At 61.7% G+C, this 23323-nt stretch carries 23 protein-coding genes; 18 read left to right on the top strand and 5 right to left on the bottom strand.

The window, feature by feature from the left end; all coding sequences use genetic code 11:
* Nucleotides 1-32: 32 nt before the first annotated feature.
* The 6 genes from FEZ60_RS07365 to nagB are packed head-to-tail and all read left to right on the top strand — an operon-like array spanning nucleotide 33 to nucleotide 5217.
* The gene (locus tag FEZ60_RS07365; RefSeq protein WP_033232306.1) at nucleotides 33-962 is read left to right on the top strand and encodes a dihydrodipicolinate synthase family protein; all 930 of its coding nucleotides are present in this window, start codon (nucleotides 33-35) and stop codon (nucleotides 960-962) included.
* 2 nt (nucleotides 963-964) lie between these two features.
* On the top strand, nucleotides 965-1894 hold the full coding sequence (locus tag FEZ60_RS07360) for an ROK family protein (RefSeq protein WP_172935806.1): 930 nt from the start codon (nucleotides 965-967) through the stop codon (nucleotides 1892-1894).
* The gene (locus FEZ60_RS07355; RefSeq protein WP_172935805.1) at nucleotides 1891-2598 is read left to right on the top strand and encodes an N-acetylmannosamine-6-phosphate 2-epimerase; all 708 of its coding nucleotides are present in this window, start codon (nucleotides 1891-1893) and stop codon (nucleotides 2596-2598) included. The genes FEZ60_RS07360 and FEZ60_RS07355 overlap by 4 nt, the downstream gene beginning before the upstream one ends.
* Nucleotides 2595-3257 (top strand): GDSL-type esterase/lipase family protein, encoded by a 663-nt coding sequence (locus tag FEZ60_RS07350; protein WP_172935804.1) that lies wholly within the window; start codon nucleotides 2595-2597, stop codon nucleotides 3255-3257. The genes FEZ60_RS07355 and FEZ60_RS07350 overlap by 4 nt, the downstream gene beginning before the upstream one ends.
* Nucleotides 3254-4423 carry an amidohydrolase family protein gene (locus tag FEZ60_RS07345; protein ID WP_033232301.1) on the top strand — a complete coding sequence of 390 codons (1170 nt, stop codon included), beginning with the start codon at nucleotides 3254-3256 and terminating at the stop codon, nucleotides 4421-4423. Before FEZ60_RS07350 ends, FEZ60_RS07345 begins: the two co-directional genes overlap by 4 nt.
* A 14-nt stretch (nucleotides 4424-4437) precedes the next feature.
* The gene (gene nagB, locus FEZ60_RS07340; protein WP_033232300.1) at nucleotides 4438-5217 is read left to right on the top strand and encodes a glucosamine-6-phosphate deaminase; all 780 of its coding nucleotides are present in this window, start codon (nucleotides 4438-4440) and stop codon (nucleotides 5215-5217) included.
* Between the two features lie 15 nt (nucleotides 5218-5232).
* Here the strand turns inward: nagB and FEZ60_RS07335 are convergent, their stop codons facing one another.
* The 3 genes from FEZ60_RS07335 to FEZ60_RS07325 all read right to left on the bottom strand — a co-directional run bounded on the left by FEZ60_RS07335 (nucleotide 5233) and on the right by FEZ60_RS07325 (nucleotide 9261).
* A complete protein-coding gene (locus FEZ60_RS07335; protein ID WP_045068692.1) occupies nucleotides 5233-6867 on the bottom strand; it encodes a long-chain-fatty-acid--CoA ligase in 1635 nt (544 codons plus the stop codon).
* A gap of 76 nt (nucleotides 6868-6943) precedes the next feature.
* Nucleotides 6944-8065: an acyl-CoA dehydrogenase family protein gene (locus tag FEZ60_RS07330; protein ID WP_172935803.1), complete on the bottom strand. Its 1122-nt coding sequence runs from the start codon at nucleotides 8063-8065 to the stop codon at nucleotides 6944-6946.
* Nucleotides 8066-8079: 14 nt separating this feature from the next.
* Entirely contained in the window at nucleotides 8080-9261 is a 1182-nt protein-coding gene (locus tag FEZ60_RS07325; RefSeq protein WP_045068700.1) for an acyl-CoA dehydrogenase family protein, read from the bottom strand.
* 245 nt (nucleotides 9262-9506) lie between these two features.
* On the opposite strand from FEZ60_RS07325, the gene FEZ60_RS07320 reads away from it, so the two are divergent.
* The 12 genes from FEZ60_RS07320 (at nucleotide 9507) to FEZ60_RS07265 (ending at nucleotide 21388) form a co-directional block, all read left to right on the top strand.
* Nucleotides 9507-9698, top strand: a complete 192-nt coding sequence (locus FEZ60_RS07320) for a ferredoxin (RefSeq protein WP_033232296.1) — start codon at nucleotides 9507-9509, stop codon at nucleotides 9696-9698.
* Nucleotides 9699-9809: 111 nt separating this feature from the next.
* Nucleotides 9810-10727 carry a 3-oxoacyl-ACP reductase gene (locus FEZ60_RS07315; protein ID WP_045068701.1) on the top strand — a complete coding sequence of 306 codons (918 nt, stop codon included), beginning with the start codon at nucleotides 9810-9812 and terminating at the stop codon, nucleotides 10725-10727.
* A gap of 479 nt (nucleotides 10728-11206) precedes the next feature.
* Complete coding sequence (locus FEZ60_RS07310; RefSeq protein WP_033232294.1) at nucleotides 11207-11971, top strand: ABC transporter permease; 765 nt, start codon at nucleotides 11207-11209, stop codon at nucleotides 11969-11971.
* Nucleotides 11972-12026: 55 nt separating this feature from the next.
* A complete protein-coding gene (locus tag FEZ60_RS07305) occupies nucleotides 12027-12878 on the top strand; it encodes an ABC transporter permease (protein ID WP_033232293.1) in 852 nt (283 codons plus the stop codon).
* Between the two features lie 12 nt (nucleotides 12879-12890).
* Nucleotides 12891-14072: an MCE family protein gene (locus FEZ60_RS07300; RefSeq protein WP_033232292.1), complete on the top strand. Its 1182-nt coding sequence runs from the start codon at nucleotides 12891-12893 to the stop codon at nucleotides 14070-14072.
* Nucleotides 14072-15091: an MCE family protein gene (locus FEZ60_RS07295; RefSeq protein ID WP_033232291.1), complete on the top strand. Its 1020-nt coding sequence runs from the start codon at nucleotides 14072-14074 to the stop codon at nucleotides 15089-15091. Before FEZ60_RS07300 ends, FEZ60_RS07295 begins: the two co-directional genes overlap by 1 nt.
* The gene (locus FEZ60_RS07290) at nucleotides 15088-16146 is read left to right on the top strand and encodes an MCE family protein (protein WP_033232289.1); all 1059 of its coding nucleotides are present in this window, start codon (nucleotides 15088-15090) and stop codon (nucleotides 16144-16146) included. Before FEZ60_RS07295 ends, FEZ60_RS07290 begins: the two co-directional genes overlap by 4 nt.
* Nucleotides 16143-17444, top strand: coding sequence for an MCE family protein (locus FEZ60_RS07285; protein ID WP_033232287.1), 1302 nt, complete (start codon nucleotides 16143-16145; stop codon nucleotides 17442-17444). Before FEZ60_RS07290 ends, FEZ60_RS07285 begins: the two co-directional genes overlap by 4 nt.
* Complete coding sequence (locus FEZ60_RS07280) at nucleotides 17444-18685, top strand: MCE family protein (RefSeq protein WP_116102279.1); 1242 nt, start codon at nucleotides 17444-17446, stop codon at nucleotides 18683-18685. The genes FEZ60_RS07285 and FEZ60_RS07280 overlap by 1 nt, the downstream gene beginning before the upstream one ends.
* Nucleotides 18682-20079, top strand: a complete 1398-nt coding sequence (locus FEZ60_RS07275; protein ID WP_116102277.1) for an MlaD family protein — start codon at nucleotides 18682-18684, stop codon at nucleotides 20077-20079. The genes FEZ60_RS07280 and FEZ60_RS07275 overlap by 4 nt, the downstream gene beginning before the upstream one ends.
* Nucleotides 20079-20843, top strand: a complete 765-nt coding sequence (locus FEZ60_RS07270; protein ID WP_052683577.1) for a hypothetical protein — start codon at nucleotides 20079-20081, stop codon at nucleotides 20841-20843. Before FEZ60_RS07275 ends, FEZ60_RS07270 begins: the two co-directional genes overlap by 1 nt.
* Nucleotides 20840-21388 (top strand): twin-arginine translocation pathway signal, encoded by a 549-nt coding sequence (locus FEZ60_RS07265; RefSeq protein ID WP_033232284.1) that lies wholly within the window; start codon nucleotides 20840-20842, stop codon nucleotides 21386-21388. Before FEZ60_RS07270 ends, FEZ60_RS07265 begins: the two co-directional genes overlap by 4 nt.
* A gap of 72 nt (nucleotides 21389-21460) precedes the next feature.
* Here FEZ60_RS07265 and FEZ60_RS07260 read toward each other — a convergent pair whose 3' ends face one another.
* Nucleotides 21461-22936, bottom strand: a complete 1476-nt coding sequence (locus FEZ60_RS07260) for a trehalose-6-phosphate synthase (protein WP_275586642.1) — start codon at nucleotides 22934-22936, stop codon at nucleotides 21461-21463.
* 116 nt (nucleotides 22937-23052) lie between these two features.
* The gene (locus FEZ60_RS07255; RefSeq protein ID WP_033232282.1) at nucleotides 23053-23235 is read right to left on the bottom strand and encodes a hypothetical protein; all 183 of its coding nucleotides are present in this window, start codon (nucleotides 23233-23235) and stop codon (nucleotides 23053-23055) included.
* Nucleotides 23236-23323 lie beyond the last annotated feature (88 nt).

Raw genomic sequence — 23323 nt, 5'->3', positions numbered from 1 at the left:
ATTTAATCCGATAATCAACGTACGGAGACCCCATGAGCACGGACACCACGACCTTCAGCGGAATTGTTCCTCCGATCGTCACACCCTTGACCATTGACGGTGACGTCGACACGAAGTCGCTCGAGCGCCTCCTGTCGATGCAGATCGAGGCGGGCGTCGACGGCCTGTTCATCCTCGGTTCCTCGGGCGAGGTCGGCTACCTGACCGACGCTCAGCGCGCCCAGGTTGTGCAGACGGCCATCGGACATGTCGGCGGCCAGTTGCCGGTGTTGGTCGGTGTCAACGACATGACGACGAACCGCGTCATCGCCGTTGCCGAGCAGGCACGTGAGGCCGGTGCCGACGCCATCGTCGCGACGGCTCCCTTCTACGCGATCACCAACGCCGAAGAGACGGCTACTCACTTCCGCTCTATCCATGCGGCAGTGGACCTTCCACTGTTTGCCTACGACGTTCCGGTCCGTGTTCACAGCAAGCTTTCCACCGCAATGCTGGTCGAACTCGGCCGCGAAGGTGTCATTGCCGGTGTCAAGGATTCGAGCGGCGACGACGTCAGCTTCCGCATGCTGCTGCGTCAGTCCGTCGGCCTGGAGAACTTTGCCGTCTTCACCGGCCACGAGGTTGTAGTCGACGGCTGCCTGCTCATGGGTGCATCAGGTGCGGTGCCGGGCCTGGCAAACGTCGATCCCCACGGCTACGTCCGGTTGTGGCGCGCCGCGCAGGCCGGCGACTGGGCTGCCGCCAAGGTCGAGCAGGACCGGCTCACGGATCTCTTCTCCATCGTCGACGCGCCGACGCCGGGCCGCGTCAGTGCAGGTGCTGCCGGATTGGGCGCCTTCAAGACTGCACTGGCTCTGCGCGGTGTCATCTCGAGCAACACGATGTGCGCTCCGATGCTGTCTCTCGACGAGTCCGAGGCGGCAACCATCAAGGTCATTCTCGAACGCGCCGGACTGATCTGACGATGACGCACGGGCAGGAGCGTTGGATCGGTGTCGACATCGGGGGCACCAAAGTAGCTGCAGCCGTGGTTACCTCCTCAGGTGAAGTACTGGAATCCGTTCGCGCAGCAACACCGGCGGCGGGCCGAGATGCGGTGCTCGACACTACAGCTGCACTGATCGACCAGTTACGCGTCACACACACCGTTGACGGAATCGGTGTTGGTGCACCGGGAATCGTCGATCGGTCCAGTGGTCGAGTGGTGTTCGCTTCCGACATCCTGCCCGGGTGGATGGGCGCAGAGGTGCGCAGTGAGCTCGAAGCGCGTACGTCGCTGCCGGTGACCGTGGACAACGACGTGCGAGTTATGGCGCACGGGGAGAACATGATCGGTGCCGGCCACGGTCGGAGTTCCGTGTTGTTCGTCTCGATCGGCACCGGCATCGGTGGCGCGCTGTCCATCGGCGGTGAACTCCGTCATGGCGCTCACGGCACCGCCGGTGAACTGGCACATCTGCTCGTTCCCGCGGCCGGTGCCATCGGCTGTGGCTGCGGCCGCACCGATCACCTCGAAGCGGTTGCCTCCGGACCCGCCATGGCTGCCGAGTATGCCGCCAGGGCTGGTGTTCCCATGCAGCCTCTGCAGAAGGTGGTTGCACTGATGCACTCGGGTGACCCGATTGCCCGCGCAGTGATCACGGATGCGGGTGAACTACTCGGCCGGGTTCTGGCCGGAGTGGCAACGGCCTTCGATCCCGAGGTGATCGTGATCGGCGGCGGCGCCGCCCAGATCGGAGCAGATCTGCTGTCGCCCTTGATGTCGGCATTCCGAGTCGAAGCGATGAAGCCGATCGCCAAGACCGCCATTCTCCCGGCACGGTTGGGCACCGACGCGCCATTGGTGGGCGCCGGACTGCTTGCCGCCGCAACACGAACAGAGGTTTCACGATGACACTCGACGAGTTACTGAAGATCATCAGCGGAAAGCTGGTCGTCTCGTGCCAGGCTGGGCACGGGCACGCGCTGCGTGACACGGCAACAATCAAGCGGATGGCCAGGGCTGCCGTCGACGGCGGCGCTGCCGCGATTCGCTGCGGCGGAGTGGGCGGAACACCCGACGTCGCCGCTGTCGCCGCTGCTGTGACGGTGCCGGTGATCGGTCTGACGAAGATCGGATCCTCCGGGGTGTTCATCACTCCGACACGAGAATCCGCGTTGGACGTTGTCGACGCCGGTGCACAGATCGTTGCAGCCGACGCGACATTGCGCGAACGCCCGGACGGATTGACATTCGCGGATACCGTCGAGGCAGTCCATGCGCGAGGCGCTCTGGTGATGGCTGATTGTGGAACGCTCGAAGATGGCATTGCGGCCGCAGAGGCCGGCGCCGACATCATCTCGAGTACCCTTGCCGGTTACACCGAGAACAGTCGACGGCTCAGTGGTCCCGATCTGGAGCTGATCTCGGAACTGAGGAACGCACTTCCCGATGCAGTGCTGATTGCGGAAGGTCGCTACCACAGCCCGGAGCATGCAGCGCAGGCGATTGCGCTTGGTGCGGATTCGGTAGTGGTGGGTACCGCGATCACCGATCCAGCCTTCATTACCGCGACGTTCGCCAAGGCGATCGCGGGCGCGCGGAGCGATGGTCGATGACGGCTGAGCGTCGCAGAGTCGAAGCACTGCTGAAAGATTCGTCCACACCGATCCGGTGGGTGTTCACCGGCGACAGCATCACGCAGGGTTTGGCTCACACAAACGGGCAGCGCAGCTACGTCGAACACTTTGCGGAACGCATCCGTGGCGAGATGTCGTTGTTCAATCACATTGTGATCAACACCGGCGTGAGCGGTAACCGCTCGTCCGACGTCCGTGACGGATTTGCCCATCGCATCGAGATCTTCGAGCCGTCGGTGGTGTTGATCATGCTCGGCACCAACGACGCTCTCGGCGGCGGCGTCGATCTCGAACGATTCCGGGAAGACCTGTCCGACATCATCTTCCGCTCACGTGCGCTCGGTGCCGTTCCGATTCTGCAGACGCCGCCGCCCATCGACGTCCCGAACGCGCCGACGCGATCCGCGCTGATCGACTACGTCGAGATGACCCGCCGGGTTGCCGCGTCGACGCGCGCGATCTTCATCGATCACTACGAGCAGTGGTTCGCGGATTCACCTGAGGGTCCGCCGCCGTCACTCTTGGCTGATGCGTTCCATCCGAACGAGAACGGGCACTATGTGCTCGCGGACGCGGTACTTCGCGAGTTGGGGATCGCCGACATGGACAGTTCTGTTGCAACACAGGTGATGTCGTGATCCTGCGTGGAAAGCTGATCACCGGAGGCCGCATGCTGGCCGACGGAGTTGTCGAGACGTCCGGTGATCGAGTGGTGTGGGCCGGACCCGCGTCGGAGCGGACGGACCAGCTCCCGGAACCTGCTGATCCGGGCACGACGATCATTCCCGGTCTCGTGGACGTGCACTGCCATGGGGCCGGCGGATTCGGTTTCCCGGAAGCCGATCGCGACGGTTCCACCGCAGCGGCGGATCACCACCGACACAACGGAACGACCTCGGTGATCGGGTCGTTGGTGTCGGCGCCGCCGAATGTCTTGCATGGCCGCATCGAATTGCTGGCGTCGCTTGTGGAGCGCGGCACGCTCGCCGGAATCCATCTGGAAGGTCCGTTCCTGTCGGTACTGCGTTGTGGTGCACAGGATCCTGCAAGCATTCTCGACGGCGATCCAGCCCTGCTCGAGTCGCTGTTGGCTGCCGGGCGCGGTCACATCCGCTCGATGACCATCGCACCCGAGACCGCGCATTTTGCCGAACTGTCGACCATGCTGACCGAGAACGGCGTGGTGGTCAGCATCGGTCACACCGACGCGTCCAATCCGACCGCCACCCGATCGATCGCACATTCGGCTCACGCACCGCTCAGTGCCACACACCTTTTCAACGGAATGGCGCCTATGCACCACCGTGAGCCTGGCGCAGTGGCTGCCTGCCTGGCGGCCGCAGCCCGTGGCCAGATGGTGGTCGAGTTGGTCGGCGACGGTGTCCATCTGGCCGATGAAACTGTCTCCACGGTGTTCGATCTTGTCGGCCCACATCAGATTGCTCTGGTCTCCGACGCCATGGCGGCAGCAGGTATGCCGGATGGGCGGTACCCGCTCGGTCCACTCGACGTGGACGTTGTCGACGGAGTGGCCCGACTTGCCGGACAAGGCGACACCGCAATAGCCGGCGGTACCAGCAGGCTGATGGACATCGTGCGTCGGACGGTGCTCGATGCCGGGGTGGATCTGCTCGCGGCGGTCACCGCCGCAACTGCAACTCCCGCCGCGCTGTTGGGATTGACCGGGATTGTCGGTGACCTCGTCCCGGGATGCCGCGCCGATCTTGTCGTTACCGACAAAAAACTTTTGCCCCGAGCAGTCATGGCTTCGGGAAACTGGCTTACGAACACCATGGAAAGCTGAGAGGAAGAACTCCGATGGAAATTGTCATCGTCAACGACGCGGATACAGCCGGCACGGTTGTCGCCGATATCTTCGACCACGCAGTACGCTCCGGCGCACGAACTTTGGGCTTGGCAACTGGATCGTCGCCGCTCTCCGTCTACCGCGAACTTGCGAGGCGCCACCGCGAGGAAGGCTTGAGTTTTGCCGGCCTGCAGGCTTTTCTGCTCGACGAGTACGTCGGCCTCCCAGATGGACACCCCGAGTCCTATGCGCAGGTAATCCGGACCGAGCTGGTCAATCACCTTGACCTCGACAGTGCTCGCGTGTTCAGTCCGAACGGAACTACCGGAGACCCGTTCGGCGCTGCCGCAGCCTACGATCGCGCGATCGCCGCCAACGGTCCGGTGGATGTACAACTCCTCGGCATCGGGGCAAACGGCCACATCGGATTCAACGAGCCGACGTCGTCGCTGACCTCACGCACACGGGTGAAAACGTTGACCGAACAGACCCGGATAGACAACGCACGATTCTTCGAGAGCCTCGACGACGTTCCGCGCCACGTCATCACACAGGGTCTCGGAACGATCTGCGACGCAGGGCATCTTGTGATGATCGCAACCGGAGAACACAAGGCAGACGCGATCGCCGCCGCGGTCGAAGGACCCCTCGCCGCGGTCTGTCCCGCATCGGTTCTTCAATTGCACCCACACGCAACAGTTGTCGTCGACGAAGCCGCGGCGTCGAAGCTTCAGCTCACCGAGTTCTACAAGACGGTGTCAGCGCACAAGCCGCTCGCGCAACACTACTGAGCCGACGCCGCACCTTCACTGTGCTCCGACCGTGACTTTCTCGAGAGTGAGCGCCCGCTCAGGCGTGAGCAACTGGAATTCGGCCTCGCCGCGTTGACGGATCCAGACCGGATCGCTGGTATTCCAGCGCTCCGCGCTCTGGGTTCGGGTGACAACTTTGAAGGTTGCGGTCCGCGGAAATTCGCTGCAGACCCGGATGAGTGTGGGCTTCTGCTTCGGGCCCAGCTCAGGACGTGAATCTATGTATGCGGCAACCGCTTCGGGATCGAAGTTGCTGACATCACCTACCGGGATGACCGACGCCATCACTCGGTCGCCGACATCGCTGTCCGGGACTGCGTAGACGGACACCTGCGCAAAGCCGGGGTAGGCGGTCAGCGCGCGTTCGATGGGGGCGGCGCCGATGTTCTCGCCGTCGACGCGCAGCCACCCGGAACTGCGCCCCGCGAAGTAGACGTATCCGTCGGCGTCGGCGTACGCGAGGTCGCCGGTCCAGTACTGACCGTTGCGCATACGTTCGGCGTCGGCTTCGGGGTTCTTGTAGTACCCGGCGAAGGCTCCCGGACCGGTCACGTTGACCATTTCGCCGGTTGCCTCGTCTGCGTTGACGATCCGGCCATCCGCGTCGAATTCTGCAGGTGGGCAGGGAACTCCGGTTTCGGGGTGAAGAATCTTCACGCCTTCGGGGAGCAGTCCCAGAGTGCCGGCACGGGGGACAGGCGCTGCGCCGATCGACACTCCACCCTCGGTGGAACCGAATCCGTCGATGACGCGCGCGCCGAAGCGACGGACAAACGTGGCGACTGCGGGAGCGGCACCCTCGTTGCCGTACATGATCTTCAGAGTGTTGTCGTGATCGTCGGGCTGCTCGGGTGTCGCGGCGATGAAGGAAAGCGGTTTGCCGACGTAGTTGGAGTAGGTGATGCCGTACTTGCGGACGTCAGGGAGGAATCCCGAAGCGGAGAACTTGCGACGCATGGCAATTGCGCACTTGCGGTGCAACGCGATTGCCCACGCTGCCATGATCGCGTTGGAATGGAACATCGGCATTGCCATGTAGATGACATCGCTCGGCCCGAGTTCGAATCGATCACCGAGCATGATCGCGGGATCTGCGATCTTGGAGTGCGTGCAACGAACAGCCTTGGGATCGCCGCTGGTCCCGGAGGTGAAGATGAGCATCATCAGGTCGTCGGCAGAGACTGCGCAGGCGTTGTGCGGGGAATGGGCGAAGGGCGCCAACAGTTCCGTCCACTCCGGCGAGTCGACGTTGATCACCCGAACATCGCCGAGGTCGACACCGTCGAGAAGATGCGCCTGACTGTTCTCGGTGAAGATGATCTGGCAGTCGGCCAATGCGACATCTCGAGCCAGCGCCGGCCCCCGCCTCGTCGTGTTCAGTCCGGCCAGCACCGTGCCGGAGAAGGCCGCTGCGCCCAGTAGCAGCGAGAACTCCGGAATGTTCTCCATCAACAAACCGAAGTGTCGTGGACGCTCGTGGTCGAGCACAGCATCGAGCATCGCGGCGCGGTCGAACGAGGCCTGGATATGCTCGCGCCAGGTGATGACCTGGTCCTCGAATCGGATGCCGTACGAGTCGATCTCACTGACTCCGAGGAGCAGATCTGAAACGGTGGGGCTCTCACTCATAATTGCATCATTACCGATTCGTCGAGGACCAGGTCCGGGTATTCCGCTTGGTGGGACTCCGCTCAATGAGACAAGCTCATGCGGGCTCGTCAGCGAGTTCCTTACCGAGACTGCGCAGCAGATCGGTGGTGTTGCCGAGCAGGAATTCGTGACGCTTGGCAGCGAGGAAGTACCGGTGGATCGGGTGATCCTCGTCCAATCCGACGCCGCCGTGGACGTGGACGGCGGTGTGTGCGACGCGGTGGCCGGCGTCGGCTGCCCAGAACTTCGCGGTCTTGACGGACTCGGTGGCAGGGAGAGATTCGCTCAGTTGCCAGGCCGCTGCCCAGAGAGTCAGACGCACTCCCTTGACGTCGATGTACCCGTCGGCCAGTCGTTGAGCCACAGCCTGGAAGCTGCCGATCGGGCGACCGAACTGGACTCGCTCGCGCGCGTATTCCGCGGTCAATTTCAGGGCCTGATCGAGTACACCGTATTGGTATGCGCTGGAACCGAGTCGGGCACGTTCGACGATCCATTCGCTGATCTCGGAGCCCCGAGCCACCGAGCCGAGCACCCGGTCGTCCGGTAGTTGGACCGCATCGAGATCGACCTGGCCTGCGCTGCCGAAGTCGACTATCGACTGCCTTGTGACACTGACACCGACGTCGCCCGGCTGCACCAGGAACACGACAACACCGTCGTCGGTGCTTGCGGGGACCAGGAAGAGGTCGGCTATCGGTGCGCTGTCGACCACGATCTTCGTGCCGGTCAGCTCCCAACCGGTTTCCGTTCGGTTCGCACGCGTGAACGGGAGAGCCGGATTGTCGCCCCATTCTTCGGACAGCGCTGCTGTCAGGATCTTCTCGCCGCGTGCTGCGGGCGCAGCCCAGTCGGCGCGCTGGGTGTCGTCGCCGAATTCCGCGATCGCGGCGGCGGACGACACGATGGACGTCAGATACGGCACCGGCGCAACAGCCCGGCCCAATTCGACAAGAATGCTGCACTGCTCGAGCACGCCAAATCCGTCTCCGCCCACCGATTCCGGCAAGGCTGCGCTGAGAACGCCGGACGATGCGAGCGCCGCCCACAGCGTACGGTCGGTGCGGTCCTGCGCTGCGTCGAGTTCACGGAGGCGGTCGTTGGTGACCAGTTCGTTGACAATTCCGCGGGTGAGGCCGGCCAGATCGTTCTGGGCCTCGGTGAAGGTGAAATCCATGTCGCGAGGTGTCCTTATCGCTTTGAGGGCGGCAAGCCCAGGGCCGTCATACCGATGATGTCGCGCTGCACTTCGTTTGTGCCGCCGCCGAACGTCAGGATCAACGAGGAACGGTGCATCCGTTCGATTCGTCCACGTAGGACCGCGCCGGGGGAGTTCTGCCGGATGACGGCCGACGTTCCGAGGATTTCCATCAGCAATCGGTAAGCCTCGGTGGCGAATTCGGTGCCGAACACCTTATTGGCCGACGCCGCTTCCGGGCCAGGAGCGTGATCGGTGGTCGACGCGATTTCCCAGTTCATCAGTTTCAGGTACTCGGCCTTGGCATGAACCCGCGCCAGGTTGATCTGCACCCATTCCTGATCGATCATGCGTCGGCCGTCGGGAAGCTTGGTGTTCTGGGCCCACTCGCGGACCTCGCGCTGCGCCGTCAGAATCGGACCGGCCGAGGTAAGCGCAACACGTTCGTGATTGAGCTGATTGGTGATCAGGCCCCAGCCGCCGTGTTCCTCACCGACGATCGACGACGCCGGAACACGCACATCCTGGTAGTAGGTGGCGCTGGTGTCCGGTCCGGCCATGGTGTGCACCGGTGTGTAGGAGAATCCTTCGGCGGTGGTGGGGACGATCAGCATGCTGATTCCCTTGTGCTTCTTGGCTTCCGGATCGGTGCGGCAGGCGAGCCAGATGTAGTCCGCGTACTGGATGAGGCTTGTCCACATCTTCTGACCGTTGATGATGTAGTCGTCGCCGTCCTTGACGGCGGATGTGCGCAGCGATGCCAGGTCGGTTCCGGCTCCGGGCTCGGAATACCCGATGGCAAAATGCAGTTCGCCGCGCGAGATCTTCGGCAAGAAGAATGCCTTCTGCTCCTCGGTGCCGAAATGCATGATTGTCGGGGCCACGGAGTTGATGGTCAGGAAGGGCACCGGCGCTCCGGCGATCGCAGCTTCGTCGGTGAAGATCAGCTGGTCCATGGCGGATCGTTCCTGCCCGCCGTACTCCTTGGGCCAGCCGAGCGTGAGCCAGCCGTCCTGGCCCATCTGTGCCACAACCTCGCGGTACACGTTTCCTTCGCCGTACTCGCCGGTGGTGGCTGCGAGGGCTTCGCGGCGAGCCGGGGTCATCAGTTGAGCAAAGTACGCGCGCAACTCCTCCTGAAGCGCTTGTTGCTCAGGTGTGTAGGTGATGTGCATGGTTGCCTCTCGAAGTAGAGATACAAATCGACTATCTGGCACAGGTTCTATAGGCAGGTTCTCCGGGCGTGGCACGCACGTGGGCGAATCCAGGCACTCGTTTCTGCTACTTTTCCGAATCATTGCACACGAGGTGGAACAGGTTCTAGTGTTATGGCAGGAACGGTGCGGAGCGCAGCCCTGCGATGCCCGTTTCTCCACTAGTCTGTGGCGCCCAAATGTGTGAGTAGAGAAGAGGAATACCCATGGAGGTCAGGGTTGATCTGGACCGTTGTGAGGCCAACGGAGTCTGCGTCGGTATCGCCCCCGATATTTTCGACCTCGACGACAACGAGGAGTTGGTGATCAGTTCGGCGCGTCCACCGGAGGATCGCTGGGAGGATGTTCGTTCCGCGATCGCCCAGTGCCCACGCGCCGCATTGACGGAACATCCGTGAGGGCTATTGCCCAAAACAGGAACACGTTCTAAAGTTGCGAAGTCGTGAGGCCCGACAGGCTCCGCCGAGACGGTCGGGTTCACGATCGCACAGAACTGGGAGAACGCGTCGATGAATGCTGTGAAGAGCGAGGACACCAGTCTCGAAGGCAAGGTCGCCATCGTGACCGGTGCCGGATCGGGACTCGGAAAGTTCGAGGCCATCGCCCTGGCGAAAGCCGGCGCGTCGGTGGTTGTCAACGATCTGGCGCCGAACGAGGCCGTCGAAGCAACTCTCGACGAGATTCGTAGCCTGGGCGCCAAGGTCGAATTTGTAGCCGGCAATGTCGGCGAACGTTCCACGGCGGACGCGCTCATGGAGAAGGCGCAAGGCCAGTTCGGCAGTGTCGACATCGTAGTCAACAACGCCGGAGTCGTCCGCGATCGGATGCTGTTCAACATGTCCGACGAAGACTGGGATCTGGTACTCGAAGTCCATCTGCGTGGGCATTTTCTGTTGTGCCGCAACGCCGCTGCGTATTGGCGCACAAAGTCGAAGGAAGCCGGCGCGCCGGTGTACGGGCGCATAGTCAATACGTCGTCCGAAGCGGGATTGCTGGGGCCGGAAGGTCAGCCGAATTACGGTGCCGCCAAAGCGGGCATCACGGCGCTGACTCTCTCCGCCGCTCGCGGGTTGTCTCGATACGGGGTGCGCGCCAATGCCATCTGCCCACGGGCACGGACGTCGATGACCGAGGGTGTTTTCGGTGACGCGCCGGACGAGGGCATCGATCCGCTCTCACCCGAGCATGTGGCGTCGTTGGTGTCGTATCTGGCATCGCCGGCAGCAGACGCAGTCAACGGTCAGGTCTTTATCGTCTACGGCCCCATGGTCGCGCTGATGGCGGCGCCCGTGGTGGAGCGGCGGTTCGACGCCGACGGGGCGGCCTGGTCGCCCGAGTCGTTGTCCGTCGCGATCGGTGATTACTTTGCCGACCGGGATCCCGCCACGATGTTCTCGGCTTCTGCAGCTCTTCGGGAGTTGGGCTGACGCGAGTTGCTGCCGGCTTGCCCACGACACGAAACTCGAATTCACAGATATCGCCGTTGTCGTCGTGTTTTTTGGTAGAAAGAGCATGGTCACATGTCCGAATGACTGATTTGTCGCGAATGCGAGACTGTCGGTCTTCAAAAAAGTGGACTGTGTTCTAATTTCGCGCGTCATGGACAGGGTGGTAGAACCCGCGAACGGAGCGCGCGTTTTCTGATTGTTGACGGCATCGCCGATGTTGATCATCCACCAAAAGTATTAACTTGCATGATATTTCGATCATTTGGCCGCAAATGGCGGACAGTATGAGGTGTGTTCGATGCAGGGTTTCCCGGTCGTGAAATTTGGCTATTCCCGGTGATATGCGCCCGTTTTTGACAGGTGAACACGTTCTAGTTAATATGACCTGAGTCACAAGCTGTCGGGGGCTGGACTATGCAAACAGACAGTGTTGCGGCAACAAGAGACGAGGAGGACGGATGGTAGACCTCGTCGAGGTGCCATTACGGGCGGTCGGTGGCTTCTTTCAGATGTCAGCGGAAACCTTGCGGGCAGTCTTTTCTCGTCCCTTCCAGCGTCAGGAATTCATCGATCAGGCCTGGTTCGTAGCCCGGGTCTCGATGGTCCCCACCGTGCTGGTCGCCATCCCGTTCACCGTGCTCGTCAGCTTCACCATCAACATCCTGTTGCGGGAGATCGGCGCTGCCGACCTCAGCGGTGCGGGAGCCGCGCTCGGCACCGTCACACAGGTCGGCCCCATCGTGACAGTCCTCATCGTCGCCGGCGCCGGCGCCACCGCAATCTGCGCGGACCTCTCCGCCCGTACCATCCGCGAAGAAATCGACGCGATGAGAGTGCTCGGCATCAATCCGATCCAGCGGCTTGTTGTGCCTCGGGTGCTTGCGTCCACCGGAGTGGCCCTGCTGCTCAACGGCCTGGTCATTACCATCGGTATCCTCGGCGGTTTTGTGTTCTCGGTATTCATCCAGGACGTCAACCCCGGAGCATTTGTCAACGGCATCACCTTGCTGACCGGATTCGGCGAGCTGATGCTCTCGATGGTCAAGGCTGGACTCTTCGGCATGATCGCCGGACTTGTCGCCTCGTATCTCGGGCTCAACGTCAAGGGCGGCGCCAAGAGCGTCGGCGACGCCGTCAACCAGACCGTCGTGTTCGCCTTCATGGCGCTGTTCGTCGTCAATGTGCTCATCACCACCATCGGTATCAAGTTGACGGCCGGATGAGGCGCACGGCGAGCAGGAGAACTGTGACACACCACGACGGACGGGAGGCGTACTGATGGCATTGGCAGCAGCAGGGCGTTTCCCGCGAACTCGGCGGCAGATTCGATCCGTCTCTCGCGGCGTCGACAGCATCGGTGATCAGGCACTGTTCTTCGCGAAAGCAATCGGACACGCACCAAAGGCTTTGATGCGCTATCCACGCGAGACACTTCGCTTGATCGCCGAGATCAGCATGGGAACCGGAGCACTGGCCGTCATCGGTGGCACCGTCGTGATCGTCGGCTTCCTGACTCTCTTCACCGGAGCCACCATCGCCGTGCAGGGCTACAGCTCGCTCGGAAACATCGGCGTCGAGGCACTGACGGGATTCTTCGCAGCGTTCATCAACGTTCGTATCGCCGCACCCGTCATCGCGGGAATCGGTTTGGCCGCCACCATCGGTGCCGGCTCCACCGCGCAACTCGGAGCGATGCGTGTGTCGGAGGAGATCGACGCCCTGGAGACGATGGCCATCCCGTCCATCCCGTATCTGGTCAGCACCCGTGTCATGGCCGGTATGATCGCCATCATCCCGTTGTACTCGCTGGCAGTGATTGCGTCGTTCATGGCCAGCCGTTTTGCGACGGTGTACCTGTACAACCAGTCCGGCGGTGTGTACGACCATTACTTCACAACCTTTCTGATACCCACGGACATATTGTGGTCGTTTGCGCAAGCGATAGTCATGGCCCTAGCGGTCATGTTGATTCACACCTACTACGGCTTCAACGCGACCGGTGGCCCGGTCGGCGTCGGCGTCGCCGTGGGTAATGCGGTGCGCGCCTCACTGATTGCGGTTGTCACCGTCACCCTGCTCATCTCACTCGCCATTTACGGTGGGTCCGGCAACTTCAACTTGTCGGGATAGGGGACGGAGAGAATGACAGTTCCCAGGTGGCACAAGAAACTTGCCGCGGCCGGTTTGATCCTCGGACTCGCGGCAATCGTGGCCGTCGCACTCACCATGTTTGCGGGCGGCTTCACCGAGAGCACCCCCATCACCGTGATGTCCGCTCGCGCCGGTCTTGTCATGGAACCGGACGCCAAGGTGAAATTGCGCGGCGTGCAGGTGGGCAGCGTCGAATCGATTTCCCTCGACGGAGATCAAGCGAGTCTGCAACTGGCGATGTATCCCGACCAGATGTCGAAGATTCCGTCCAACGCCGGCGTGGAGATCAAGTCCACCACCGTCTTCGGAGCCAAGTACGTCAACATCGTCATCCCGGACGATCCGTCGACACAGCCCATTCAAGAAGGTGCGGTCATTACCTCCGACAGCGTGACCGTCGAGTTCAACAGTGTGTTCGAACATCTTTCGGAGGTACTGGCCCAGGTCGAGCCGGAAAAGCTGAACGCAACACTCGGTGCTATTTCGACGGCACTCAACGGCCGCGGCGAAGCACTCGGCGAGGTTCTCGAATTGGGCGACACCTACTTGCAGAAGATGAATCCCACGCTGCCGCAACTGCAAGAGGATCTGGCGAGCGCGGCCACGGTCACCAACCTGTACGCGGACGTGGCACCGGACCTACTGCGCATCCTCGACAACGCAACCACTACAAGTGGTTCCATCGTGGCCGAGCAGGCCAACCTGGATCTGCTGTTGCTCAACATCACCGGCCTCGCCAACACCGGTAACGCCTTGCTGACCGACAACGAGCAGGACCTCACCACGTCCCTGGACACCCTGACGGCAACCACGACGCTGCTCGAGGAATACTCACCCGGTCTGACGTGCTTCCTCGTCGGATTGAACGACGGGCGCATCAAATTCGAGCCGATGGCCGGCACCGGTGACAAAGCGGCCTTGATGCTCAGTGCGAGCTTCATGTGGGGTGCAAAGGCGTACACCAATCCGGAGTCCCTTCCCAAGGTTGCCGCATCGGGCGGCCCGAATTGTTACGGCTTCCCCACCTTCGATCCGAAGGTCGACGGTAAGGCCCCGTTTGCGGTCACCAACACCGGAAACGTGCCGTTCGTACCCAACACGGAGTTCGAGGTGACGGTTCCGACGATCTTCCAGTTCCTCTTCGGGGACTCTTACGAACAGGACGGGGAGTGATGAGACCGACAACGGTAAAGCTCTTGATCTTCACACTCGTCATGTCGGTGATTTTTGCCGGACTGGCCATCGTGTTCAGTCAGGTGCGATTCAGCAGTAGCAACGGTTTTCACGCCACGTTCGCCGATGTTTCCGGTCTGAAGTCCGGCGACAAGGTGCGGATCGCCGGTGTTCCGGTCGGATCCGTGACGGGCGTGTCCATCGATGATTCCAACCAGGCTGAAGTCAGCTTCGACGTCGATACCCAGTACTCGTTGATGAAGAGCACCAAAGCGACGGTCCGCTACGAGAACCTGGTCGGCGATCGCTACATGGAGCTACTGGAAGGCACCGGTTCGACCGAATCTTTGTCGTCCGGCGGTTCGATTCCGGTTGATCAGACATCGCCCGCTCTGGACCTGGATCTGTTGCTCGGTGGTTTCAAGCCGCTCCTGCGCGCGCTGGATCCTCAGCAAGTCAACGATCTGTCAGGAGCGCTGCTTCATGTCCTGCAAGGCCAGGGCGGAACTCTGGTTTCTCTTCTGGGAAACACCAATTCGTTCACCAATACGCTCGCGGATCGCGACCAGTTGATCGGTGACGTGATCACCAATCTCAACGACGTTCTCGGGACGATCAATGACAAGGGCGATCAGTTCTCCACCACGATCGATCAACTCCAGCAGTTGGTGAGTGGTCTGGCGCAGGACAGCGGTCCGATCGCAAATTCGATCACCGAAATCGCGGGTGCAACAGGGGATCTTGCGGCGCTACTGGGAGCTACCCGTCCGGACATTCAGACGTTGATCGGTGAAACCAACCGCACGATGACACAACTCGATCTGGGCAAGGAAGACATCAACACCGCACTCGCGCGTCTGCCCTCGGACTACCAGAAGCTGATCCGCGTCGGAACCTACGGTTCGTTCTTCCAGTTCTATCTGTGCGCCAACACCTTCAAATTCTCCGGCCCTGACGGAACCACGATCGTCCTGCCCACGGCAGTACAGACCACGGGAAGGTGCGCGAAGACACAATGAGTCCTGCCCGTGAACGAAATCCCGTACAGATCGGCGTCGTCGGTCTGGTCCTGGCTGTCGCGACGGTCGGTGCCACACTGCAATACGATCAGCTCCAGTTCCTGTCCGGCGGTATCCGCCACTCCGCTTACTTCGCCGACGCAGGCGGTTTGGTTGCCGGTGACAACGTGACGCTGGCAGGCGTCAACGTCGGCAAGGTCAGCGAGGTCGAACTCGACGATCAAAGCGTGCTGGTCACCTTCACCGTCCAGGACGGCATTGCACTCGGAGAACAGACGTCAGCCGACATCAAGACGAATACCGTGCTTGGCCGCAAGTCGCTGGCCGTTCGGTCCGAGGGGCCGGGGCTGTTGCGCACCGGTACGCCGATCCCCTTGGAACGCACCAACTCTCCGTACTCACTCAACGAAGCACTCGGGGATCTCGGTACCACCGCGGCGGAACTCGACACAGAACAGATCAACGATTCTCTCAACGCGATCTCGGATACGCTTGCCGACACCCCGCCGGAGTTGCGGGGAGCCCTCGACGGCATGACTCGGCTCTCGCAGAGCATCAACGCGCGAGACGAAAGTTTGCTCCAATTGCTCTCGCGCGCTGAGGACGTCACCAAGATTCTCGCGGATCGCAGCGGGCAGATCGACTCTCTGCTGGTGGACGGAAACAAGCTGTTCGGTGAGCTGAGCTTGCGTCGTGACGCGATCAGTGAGCTGATCGTCAACACCTCAGCGGTATCACGTCAGCTCTCGGGGTTGGTTGTGGAGAACGAGGCCCAGATGGGTCCCACCCTCGAGAAGCTGAATTCTGTTGCCGAGGTTCTTCAGAACAACAAGGACAACATCTCCGGCGCGCTCGACGGCCTCGGCCCGTACATCACGGCACTCGGCGAGACCGTGGCAAGCGGACCGTTCTTCGACGCCTTCATCATCAACATTCTTCCCAGTAACTGGTGGAAGACCCTGGTGGACAGCAGCGTTGATCCCGAACAAATTCCGTCGGACCTCGAGGACTTCTTTCCCGGGATTCCGCCGACGATCAGGGGGCCAGGAGAATGACCGACACAACAGCCTCCACCGGCTCGCGTAAGAAGTGGGTACTGATCGGCGCTGCGGCGCTGGTCGTCCTACTCGTCGCGGCCGCGGCTTACCTTCTGATTCCGGGACTGGGCAAGACCAAGATCTCCGCCCACTTCGTGTCCACGACGGGACTGTACGAAGGCGACGTCGTCCGCGTACTCGGCGTCAACGTCGGCAAGGTCACGAAGATCGAGCCTCGAGATCAGGACACCTATGTCGAGATGGCTGTCGACCGCGGCGTCGACGTACCAGCGGATGCTCAGGCACTCATCGTCGCGCAGAGCCTCGTTTCTGCGCGGTTCGTTCAGCTGACCCCGGTCTATTCCGGTGGTGACCAGATGCCAGACGGTGGCGTTATTCCGATCGAACGCACCGCGGTCCCGGTCGAGTGGGACGAGATCAAAACGGAACTTGCCAAACTCTCCGAGGCACTAGGCCCGGAAGGTATCGACGACGAAGGTTCATTGGGACGCTTCATCAATACGCTCGGCGACAACCTCGAGGGCAACGGAGAATCCATTCGGATGACGTTGCGCGAGTTGTCCGCCACCATGCACACACTGTCGGAAGGCCGGACGGATCTCTTCTCCACCATCCGTAACCTGCAGGCGTTTGTCACCGCGCTGTCCTCGAGTAACGAGCAGATCGTGCAATTCAGCGGACATCTCGCTTCGGTCAGCAGTGTTCTCGCAAGCAGCTCCGACGAATTGGGCACGGCCCTCAGCGATCTCGACCTCGCGGTGGGCGACGTCCAGCGGTTTGTCAACGACAATCAGGCAGCTCTGAGTGAATCGGTGGCGCGGTTGGCCGACGCAACCCAGGTACTGACCGACAAGCGCCCCGAGATCGAACAGGTACTCCACTCGGGCCCGACGTCGCTGGCCAACTTCTACCAGATCTACAAGCCGGCGCAGGGCAGCATGACCGGTGCAATTGCACTGAGTAACTTCAAGAATCCGATTCAGTGGATCTGCGGATCCATTCAAGCCATCGATACCGGTCCAGCTGAGAGAAGTGCCGACCTGTGTAAGGAGTATCTCGGCCCGGTGCTCAGCACGCTCATCATGAATTACCCGGGATTCCTCTTCAACCCGGTTTCCGGAGTTCAGGCCTTCCCGGACCAGATCGTGTACACGGAGCCCGGTTTGGAAGCGGCGGCAAGTCCGGGTCAGGCCGCGTCGGCCCCGCAGGCGGCAGCAGATCCGTTGAACGGCGTGCCGATGCCGTCCGTGCCCAAGGACCTCACCGAACTCTTCAACATGGGGGGAGGCAACTGATGCGCGCGAGAGGTAAAGCAGTAGTGGTGACGTTGGCCGTCGGCGTCGCTCTCGGCGCCAGTGGTTGTGAATGGAACGGGCTGAACTCCGTGCCCATGCCCGGCACCCAGGGCCGAGGCGAGGGGTCGTACGAGGTTCAGATCGAGATGCCCAATGTGACTACCCTGTCGCAGAATTCACCCGTTCGGGTGGACGACGTGGCGGTGGGGAGCGTCTCGAATATCGAGGTCCAGGGCTGGCATGCTCTGGTGACGGTGTCGCTCAACCCCGAGGTCGAGTTGCCCGCCAACGCGACCGCGAAGATCGGGCAGACCAGTTTGCTCGGATCGCAGCACATCGAACTGGCTCCGCCGGTCGAGGAGGCGCCGGAGGGGCGTCTCGAGGCCGGCGACGTCATTCCCCTCGAACGAGCGGGTGCCTACCCGACCACCGAGCAGACGCTGTCTTCGTTGTCCGTCGTACTGAACGGTGGCGGACTAGCACAGGTGCAGGACATCACCACGGAATTGAACGCGGCACTCATCGGGCGAGAGGATGCTGTTCGCGACTTGCTCCCGCAACTCGACCAGCTCGTCGGAAGCCTCGACAAGCAACGCGGAGACATCATTTCGGCGATGGAAGGTATCGACCGGCTGTCGTACACCGTCGAGGCGCAACGTGACACTCTGAACAAGGCGCTCGACGGAATCCCCCCGGCACTGGACATCCTGGTGGCACAACGTCAGGACATCACCAACGCGTTGACGTCCCTCGGCGGCCTGAGTGAGGTGGCCAGTCGCGTCATCAACGAAAGCGGCGAGGATTTTGCCACCAATGTTCGGTCGCTGTCTCCAACTCTGAAAGCGCTGGCCGATTCCGGTAATGCGCTGACGCAGGTGCTCGGGGTTCTGCTCACGTTCCCGTTCCCGCAAAACGGAATCGACAACGTCATTCGAGGCGATTACGCCAACCTGGCCATGACCATCGACTTGACGCTGCCGCGACTCGACGCGAACTTCCTCACCGGTACACCGCTTGCAGGTTCCCTGGGCGGCCCGGAAGGTGTTCTCGGCACGCAAGCAGGGCTGGGCGGGCAGGCAGGCAACCCGTTGAGTGATCCACTCAGGCCGGCCGCAGTTCCGGCTCCCGCAGCCCCGGCTCCGGCAGCAGAGGCTCCCGCGGCGGACCCGAACACCATCACGATCCCGGGACTTCCGCCGATCACCATTCCAGGACTTCCTCAGGGGGCACCAGCACCATGATGCTCACAAAGTTCGTCCGCATCCAGCTTGTCATCTTCGCGGTATTGACCGTCATCGGTCTGGTCGTGATGGCAACACAATACGTACGTGTTCCGGCGATGATCGGGATCGGACGCTACGCCGTCACCGTCGAATTACCCTCCACCGGTGGGTTGTACAAGAACTCCAACGTGACGTACCGCGGCCAGAGCGTCGGCGTAGTGAAGGCCGTCGAGTTGTCACAAACCGGTGTGAACGCCCAGTTGTCCATGGACAGCGGAGTCGAGATTCCGGCCGACGTCGACGCCGTGGTCAAAAGCGTGTCCGCGATCGGCGAGCAGTTTGTCGATCTGATCCCGCACACCGACTCCTCCGGTGCCATCGTCGTATCCGGTCATTTGGAGAACGGCTCCGTCATACCGGTTGACCGCAGTTCCGTACCCCAGGATGTCGGCGCGCTACTCGATCAGGCAGATCTGTTGCTGCAGAGCATCTCCGACACGAAACTCAAGACCGTCATCGACGAATCCTTCAAGGCGTTCAACGGTGCGGGACCGGATCTGCAGAAGCTGATCGACTCGGCTCGCCTGTTCGTCGAAGAAGCGAACAACAACTCCGACGCCACCAAGACACTGATCGAGCAGGCCGGACCGCTGCTCGACACCCAGATTGTCAGCAGCGACGCCATCCGTTCGTGGACAAGCGATCTGGTGACCTTCACAGACCAGTTGCGGGCCAGTGACCCGGATCTGCGGGCGATTATCCAGAAGGGCCCGGCAGCGGCGTCCGAGGCCAATGCACTTCTCCAGGATCTTCAACCCACGTTGCCGATTCTCTTGGCGAACCTGGTGTCCGTCGGTGAGGTCGGGGTGTTGTACAACAACGCAATCGAGCAGATCCTTGTGATCTACCCGCCGCTGTCGGCAGCGCTCGTTACGGTCGCCGGCTCCGGAAACCCCGCGGATGGCGCCTTGGTCGACTTCCACCTCGAAGTCAACGATCCGCCGCCGTGCACCACAGGATTCCTCCCCGCCGAGCAGTGGCGCAGTCCCGCGGACGAATCACCGATCGCAACTCCGTCGGATCTGTTCTGCCGCATAGCCCAGGACTCGCCGATCGCCGTGCGCGGTGCACGCAACCTGCCGTGCGCGGAATTCCCGGGGCGCCGCGCCGCGACAGTGGAACAGTGCAGGACCGGTTACGAGCCCCTGGGCACCAATCCGCAGACCGGGCCGCCGCAACCGATCACCGCGACCCCCAGTTCCTATGCGTCGGAGCCTGGCGTCACCGCACGTCGGTACGATCCGACTACAGGCACGTACATAGGACCCGACGGGAGGACGTACTCGCAGCCGAAACTCGGTGCCGGCGGAGACATCAGTCTCGAAGAGTTCATGAAGGGTCAGCAAGGTTGATGAACGAAGAAGAACCCAAGCAGCGGGTGCGCCGTCGCGCGTCCCGGAGCGCCGGACCCACCGGCGCAGATACAGACGCAGCGTCGACGGTAGTTCCCAGTGAAACGGCAGTGCCCAGTGAAAAGGCAGTGCCCAGTGAGAAACCGGCTGAACAACCTGTCGCACTGACCAAAACCGAAGCGAGTGTCAGTGCACCGAAGTCGCACGCTGAAGAGCCGAAGGCGCCTGCGGCGGTGTCACCGGATTCCGAACCTCCGGTTCCGGCAACAACGCCACCGAAGTCCGGGAAGTTGGTCGGCGGGATAGTCCTGGCATCCATTGTCGCGCTGGTGTTTGCGGTGGTGTCTGTACTGCTGTTGGTGGATCGCAGCAAGGCTTCCAGCGCTGAGGAAGAACGGTCCGCATATATCGCCGGTGCGCGGACCACAGCGCTCAACCTGACGACTCTGCATTCGGAGACTGCGGGCGCCGATCTCGACAAGTTCTTGGCCGGCACCACCGAGGAATTTCAATCGCAACTCGACGGACGTAAGGACTCGTTTGTCGACGTTCTCGGACAGGTAGGCGTCCAGACGGACGGCGAGATCCTCGAAGCCGGGTTGGAAAAGATCGACGGCGATTGTGGAACCTCGCTCGTCGCGGTGCGTGCAATGCAGAAAAACGCGGAGCAACCCGAGCCCGAGGAACGCAACTATCGCCTGCGAATCACCATGTGCGATACCGACGGGCAGCTCCTTGCCTCGAATGTGGAGTTTGTGCCATGACCCCGGAGACGACAGACCCAGCAACTACAGCTACAGGCGCGACGTCCGCGCGCGTGTCACCATTGACCATCGTCTTGTGCGTGATCAGCGCGCTGGCGATTGCACTGGCAGGCTTGTCGGCGTATCTGTACTTCGGTCCGGACGGAACTCGGGATCTGGCGGCCACGGACAACACCAGAGAAGAAGTGGTGCAAGTGTCCTCGGACCAGGCAGTCGCGATGTTCCAGTACGACCACAACAATGTCGATCAGCAATTGCACTCGGCAACAGAAGGATTGACCGGCGATTTCCAGAATCAGTTCACCGAGTTGATCGAGTCGGTCATCATTCCCGGCGCGCAGGAGAAGGCGCTGACCGTCCAGGTTGTCGTACAGGGCGCGGCAGTTCTCGATGCCGCACCGGATACCGCCACCACGATGCTCTTCCTCAATCAGATTACGACGTCGAAGGATTCGCCGGAGGCAGTCGCCAGTGGCAGCCGCGTCAAGATGGGGCTGGAGAAGCAGGATGGTCGCTGGTTGGTGAATAGCGTTCAGCCGTTCTGATCGACACATGCTCGACATGAAACAACCCGGCCGAGGGAGTCCCCTCGGCCGGGTTGTTTCATGCCGGCGTACTCAGTTGTTGTCGTCGATTTCGTGGTTCTCGTCCGGTGCGATCAGTGCCGGCCCCGCAGCGCCGCCGTGCGCGAGAGCGTCGAGGAACGAGTGAGCCCAACGGTCCACGTCATGAGTGAGTACCTGACGGCGCAGGGCGCGCATGTGGCGTCGTCCGTCTTCCTTCGGCTGGTTCAGTGCTTCCACCATGGAGTCCTTGACGTCGTCGAGGTCATGGGGGTTGCACAGGAATGCCTGACGCAATTCTGCTGCCGCACCGGTGAATTCGCTGAGCAGTAGAGCGCCGCCCAGGTCGCTGCGGCACGCTACGTATTCCTTGGCAACCAGGTTCATGCCGTCGCGAAGTGGGGTGACCAACATGAGGTCGGCGGCAACAAAAAACGCAATGAGTTCGTCGCGGTCGACCGGTCGGTGGATGTAGTGGACAACAGGGCGGCCGACTTCACTGAACTCGCCGTTGATGCGGGAGACCATCTGCTCGATGTCGCCGCGCATCTGGACGTAGCTTTCGACGCGCTCGCGGCTGGGAGTTGCCAACTGGATCATGACGGTATCGGCGGGATCTATCCGTCCGTCGATGAGTAGTTCGTGCAGTGCGTTCAACCGGACGTCGATGCCCTTGGTGTAATCGAGGCGGTCGACGCCGAGCATGATCTTCTTGGGGTTGCCGATTTCTTTGCGAATCTGCTTGGCGCGGTCGCGAATTGCCTTGGAGCGTGATCGCTCGTCGAGCTTGCCGGAGTCGATGGAGATGGGGAACGCGCCGACGCGGACGGTGCGGAAACCCACCTGCACAACACCAAGTTTGGAGCGGACGCCGACGTTGCCGCGTGAAGTTTGTTGTCCCGCAAGCCGCCTGGCGAGGAAGAGGAAGTTCTGTGCGCCGCCGGGAAGGTGGAAACCGATGAGGTCGGCGCCGAGGAGGCCTTCGATGATCTCGGTTCGCCACGGCATCTGCATGAACAGTTCGACCGGCGGGAACGGAATGTGCAGGAAGAACCCGATGGTGAGGTCGGGGCGCAGCATCCGCAGCATCTTCGGTACGAGTTGAAGTTGGTAGTCCTGGATCCAGACCGTCGCGCCGTGGGCCGCAGCCTTGGCGGTGGCTTCGGCGAAGCGGCGGTTGATCTCGACGTACGCGTTCCACCATTCGCGGTGGTACTCGGGCTTGACGATGACGTCGTGATAGAGCGGCCAGAGCGTGGCGTTGGAGAAGCCTTCGTAGTATTCGTTGATCTCGGTGGCGCTGAGCGGTACCGGGTACAGCTCCAGTCCGTCTTCGACGATGGGGTCCATGTCGGCGTCGGCAACACCGGCCCAGCCGACCCACGCACCTTGCTTGCTACGCAAGATCGGTTCGAGAGCGGTGACCAAACCACCGGGACTGCGCTTCCATCTTGTGGAACCGTCTGGCAACCGCTCCAGGTCGACGGGCAGGCGGTTCGCTACTACGACGAACTCGGCCTGCCCGGACACGGTCTTCTCTGCGGAGAGAGCAACTGCGTCGTCAGAGGGGATTGAGCTGGCCGATTCCGGACTGACAGACACGTGGTTCCTTCTCGTTAGGTATAGGTGAGAGACTCGATCGAGATTCAGTCGAGCTTGCTGACGGGGCTGATTCCGAGCATCGAGAGCAGCATCCTGCACTCGTCGGCGTCTTCCGCGTACGCAGCGACAACGCGCTGTGCCATACGGGCGGTTTCCTCGGCTACGGTCTCGATTTCCTCGTCCGGGATCTCGACTTCGGCTTCGACGGTCGTCTTCTCAGACATCATGTTCCTCTCGTGCTTGCCTGCACGGCGCAAGCAATGGTTCCGCAAGCAATGGTTCTACAGCGACTCTATGAGAACTGGGCACGTCAAC

It is taken from the genome of Rhodococcus sp. MS16 (assembly GCF_013277795.1).
GTDB lineage: Bacteria > Actinomycetota > Actinomycetes > Mycobacteriales > Mycobacteriaceae > Rhodococcus_F > Rhodococcus_F globerula.
The sequence above is the reverse complement of the archived record's forward strand: the minus strand, read 5'-3'. Positions and strand labels throughout refer to the sequence as shown.

Excerpts from the sequence above, each read along its gene's own strand:
- FEZ60_RS07295 (WP_033232291.1), top strand. The coding sequence starts at position 14,072 with ATGAGACCGACAACGGTAAAGCTCTTGATCTTCACACTCGTCATGTCG.
- FEZ60_RS07265 (WP_033232284.1), top strand. The coding sequence starts at position 20,840 with ATGACCCCGGAGACGACAGACCCAGCAACTACAGCTACAGGCGCGACG.
- FEZ60_RS07280 (WP_116102279.1), top strand. The coding sequence starts at position 17,444 with ATGCGCGCGAGAGGTAAAGCAGTAGTGGTGACGTTGGCCGTCGGCGTC.
- FEZ60_RS07350 (WP_172935804.1), top strand. The coding sequence starts at position 2,595 with ATGACGGCTGAGCGTCGCAGAGTCGAAGCACTGCTGAAAGATTCGTCC.
- FEZ60_RS07255 (WP_033232282.1), bottom strand. The coding sequence starts at position 23,235 with ATGATGTCTGAGAAGACGACCGTCGAAGCCGAAGTCGAGATCCCGGAC.
- FEZ60_RS07285 (WP_033232287.1), top strand. The coding sequence starts at position 16,143 with ATGACCGACACAACAGCCTCCACCGGCTCGCGTAAGAAGTGGGTACTG.
- nagB (WP_033232300.1), top strand. The coding sequence starts at position 4,438 with ATGGAAATTGTCATCGTCAACGACGCGGATACAGCCGGCACGGTTGTC.
- FEZ60_RS07270 (WP_052683577.1), top strand. The coding sequence starts at position 20,079 with ATGAACGAAGAAGAACCCAAGCAGCGGGTGCGCCGTCGCGCGTCCCGG.
- FEZ60_RS07315 (WP_045068701.1), top strand. The coding sequence starts at position 9,810 with ATGAATGCTGTGAAGAGCGAGGACACCAGTCTCGAAGGCAAGGTCGCC.
- FEZ60_RS07275 (WP_116102277.1), top strand. The coding sequence starts at position 18,682 with ATGATGCTCACAAAGTTCGTCCGCATCCAGCTTGTCATCTTCGCGGTA.
- FEZ60_RS07290 (WP_033232289.1), top strand. The coding sequence starts at position 15,088 with ATGAGTCCTGCCCGTGAACGAAATCCCGTACAGATCGGCGTCGTCGGT.
- FEZ60_RS07355 (WP_172935805.1), top strand. The coding sequence starts at position 1,891 with ATGACACTCGACGAGTTACTGAAGATCATCAGCGGAAAGCTGGTCGTC.
- FEZ60_RS07310 (WP_033232294.1), top strand. The coding sequence starts at position 11,207 with ATGGTAGACCTCGTCGAGGTGCCATTACGGGCGGTCGGTGGCTTCTTT.
- FEZ60_RS07300 (WP_033232292.1), top strand. The coding sequence starts at position 12,891 with ATGACAGTTCCCAGGTGGCACAAGAAACTTGCCGCGGCCGGTTTGATC.
- FEZ60_RS07305 (WP_033232293.1), top strand. The coding sequence starts at position 12,027 with ATGGCATTGGCAGCAGCAGGGCGTTTCCCGCGAACTCGGCGGCAGATT.
- FEZ60_RS07325 (WP_045068700.1), bottom strand. The coding sequence starts at position 9,261 with ATGCACATCACCTACACACCTGAGCAACAAGCGCTTCAGGAGGAGTTG.
- FEZ60_RS07365 (WP_033232306.1), top strand. The coding sequence starts at position 33 with ATGAGCACGGACACCACGACCTTCAGCGGAATTGTTCCTCCGATCGTC.
- FEZ60_RS07320 (WP_033232296.1), top strand. The coding sequence starts at position 9,507 with ATGGAGGTCAGGGTTGATCTGGACCGTTGTGAGGCCAACGGAGTCTGC.
- FEZ60_RS07335 (WP_045068692.1), bottom strand. The coding sequence starts at position 6,867 with ATGAGTGAGAGCCCCACCGTTTCAGATCTGCTCCTCGGAGTCAGTGAG.
- FEZ60_RS07330 (WP_172935803.1), bottom strand. The coding sequence starts at position 8,065 with ATGGATTTCACCTTCACCGAGGCCCAGAACGATCTGGCCGGCCTCACC.
- FEZ60_RS07360 (WP_172935806.1), top strand. The coding sequence starts at position 965 with ATGACGCACGGGCAGGAGCGTTGGATCGGTGTCGACATCGGGGGCACC.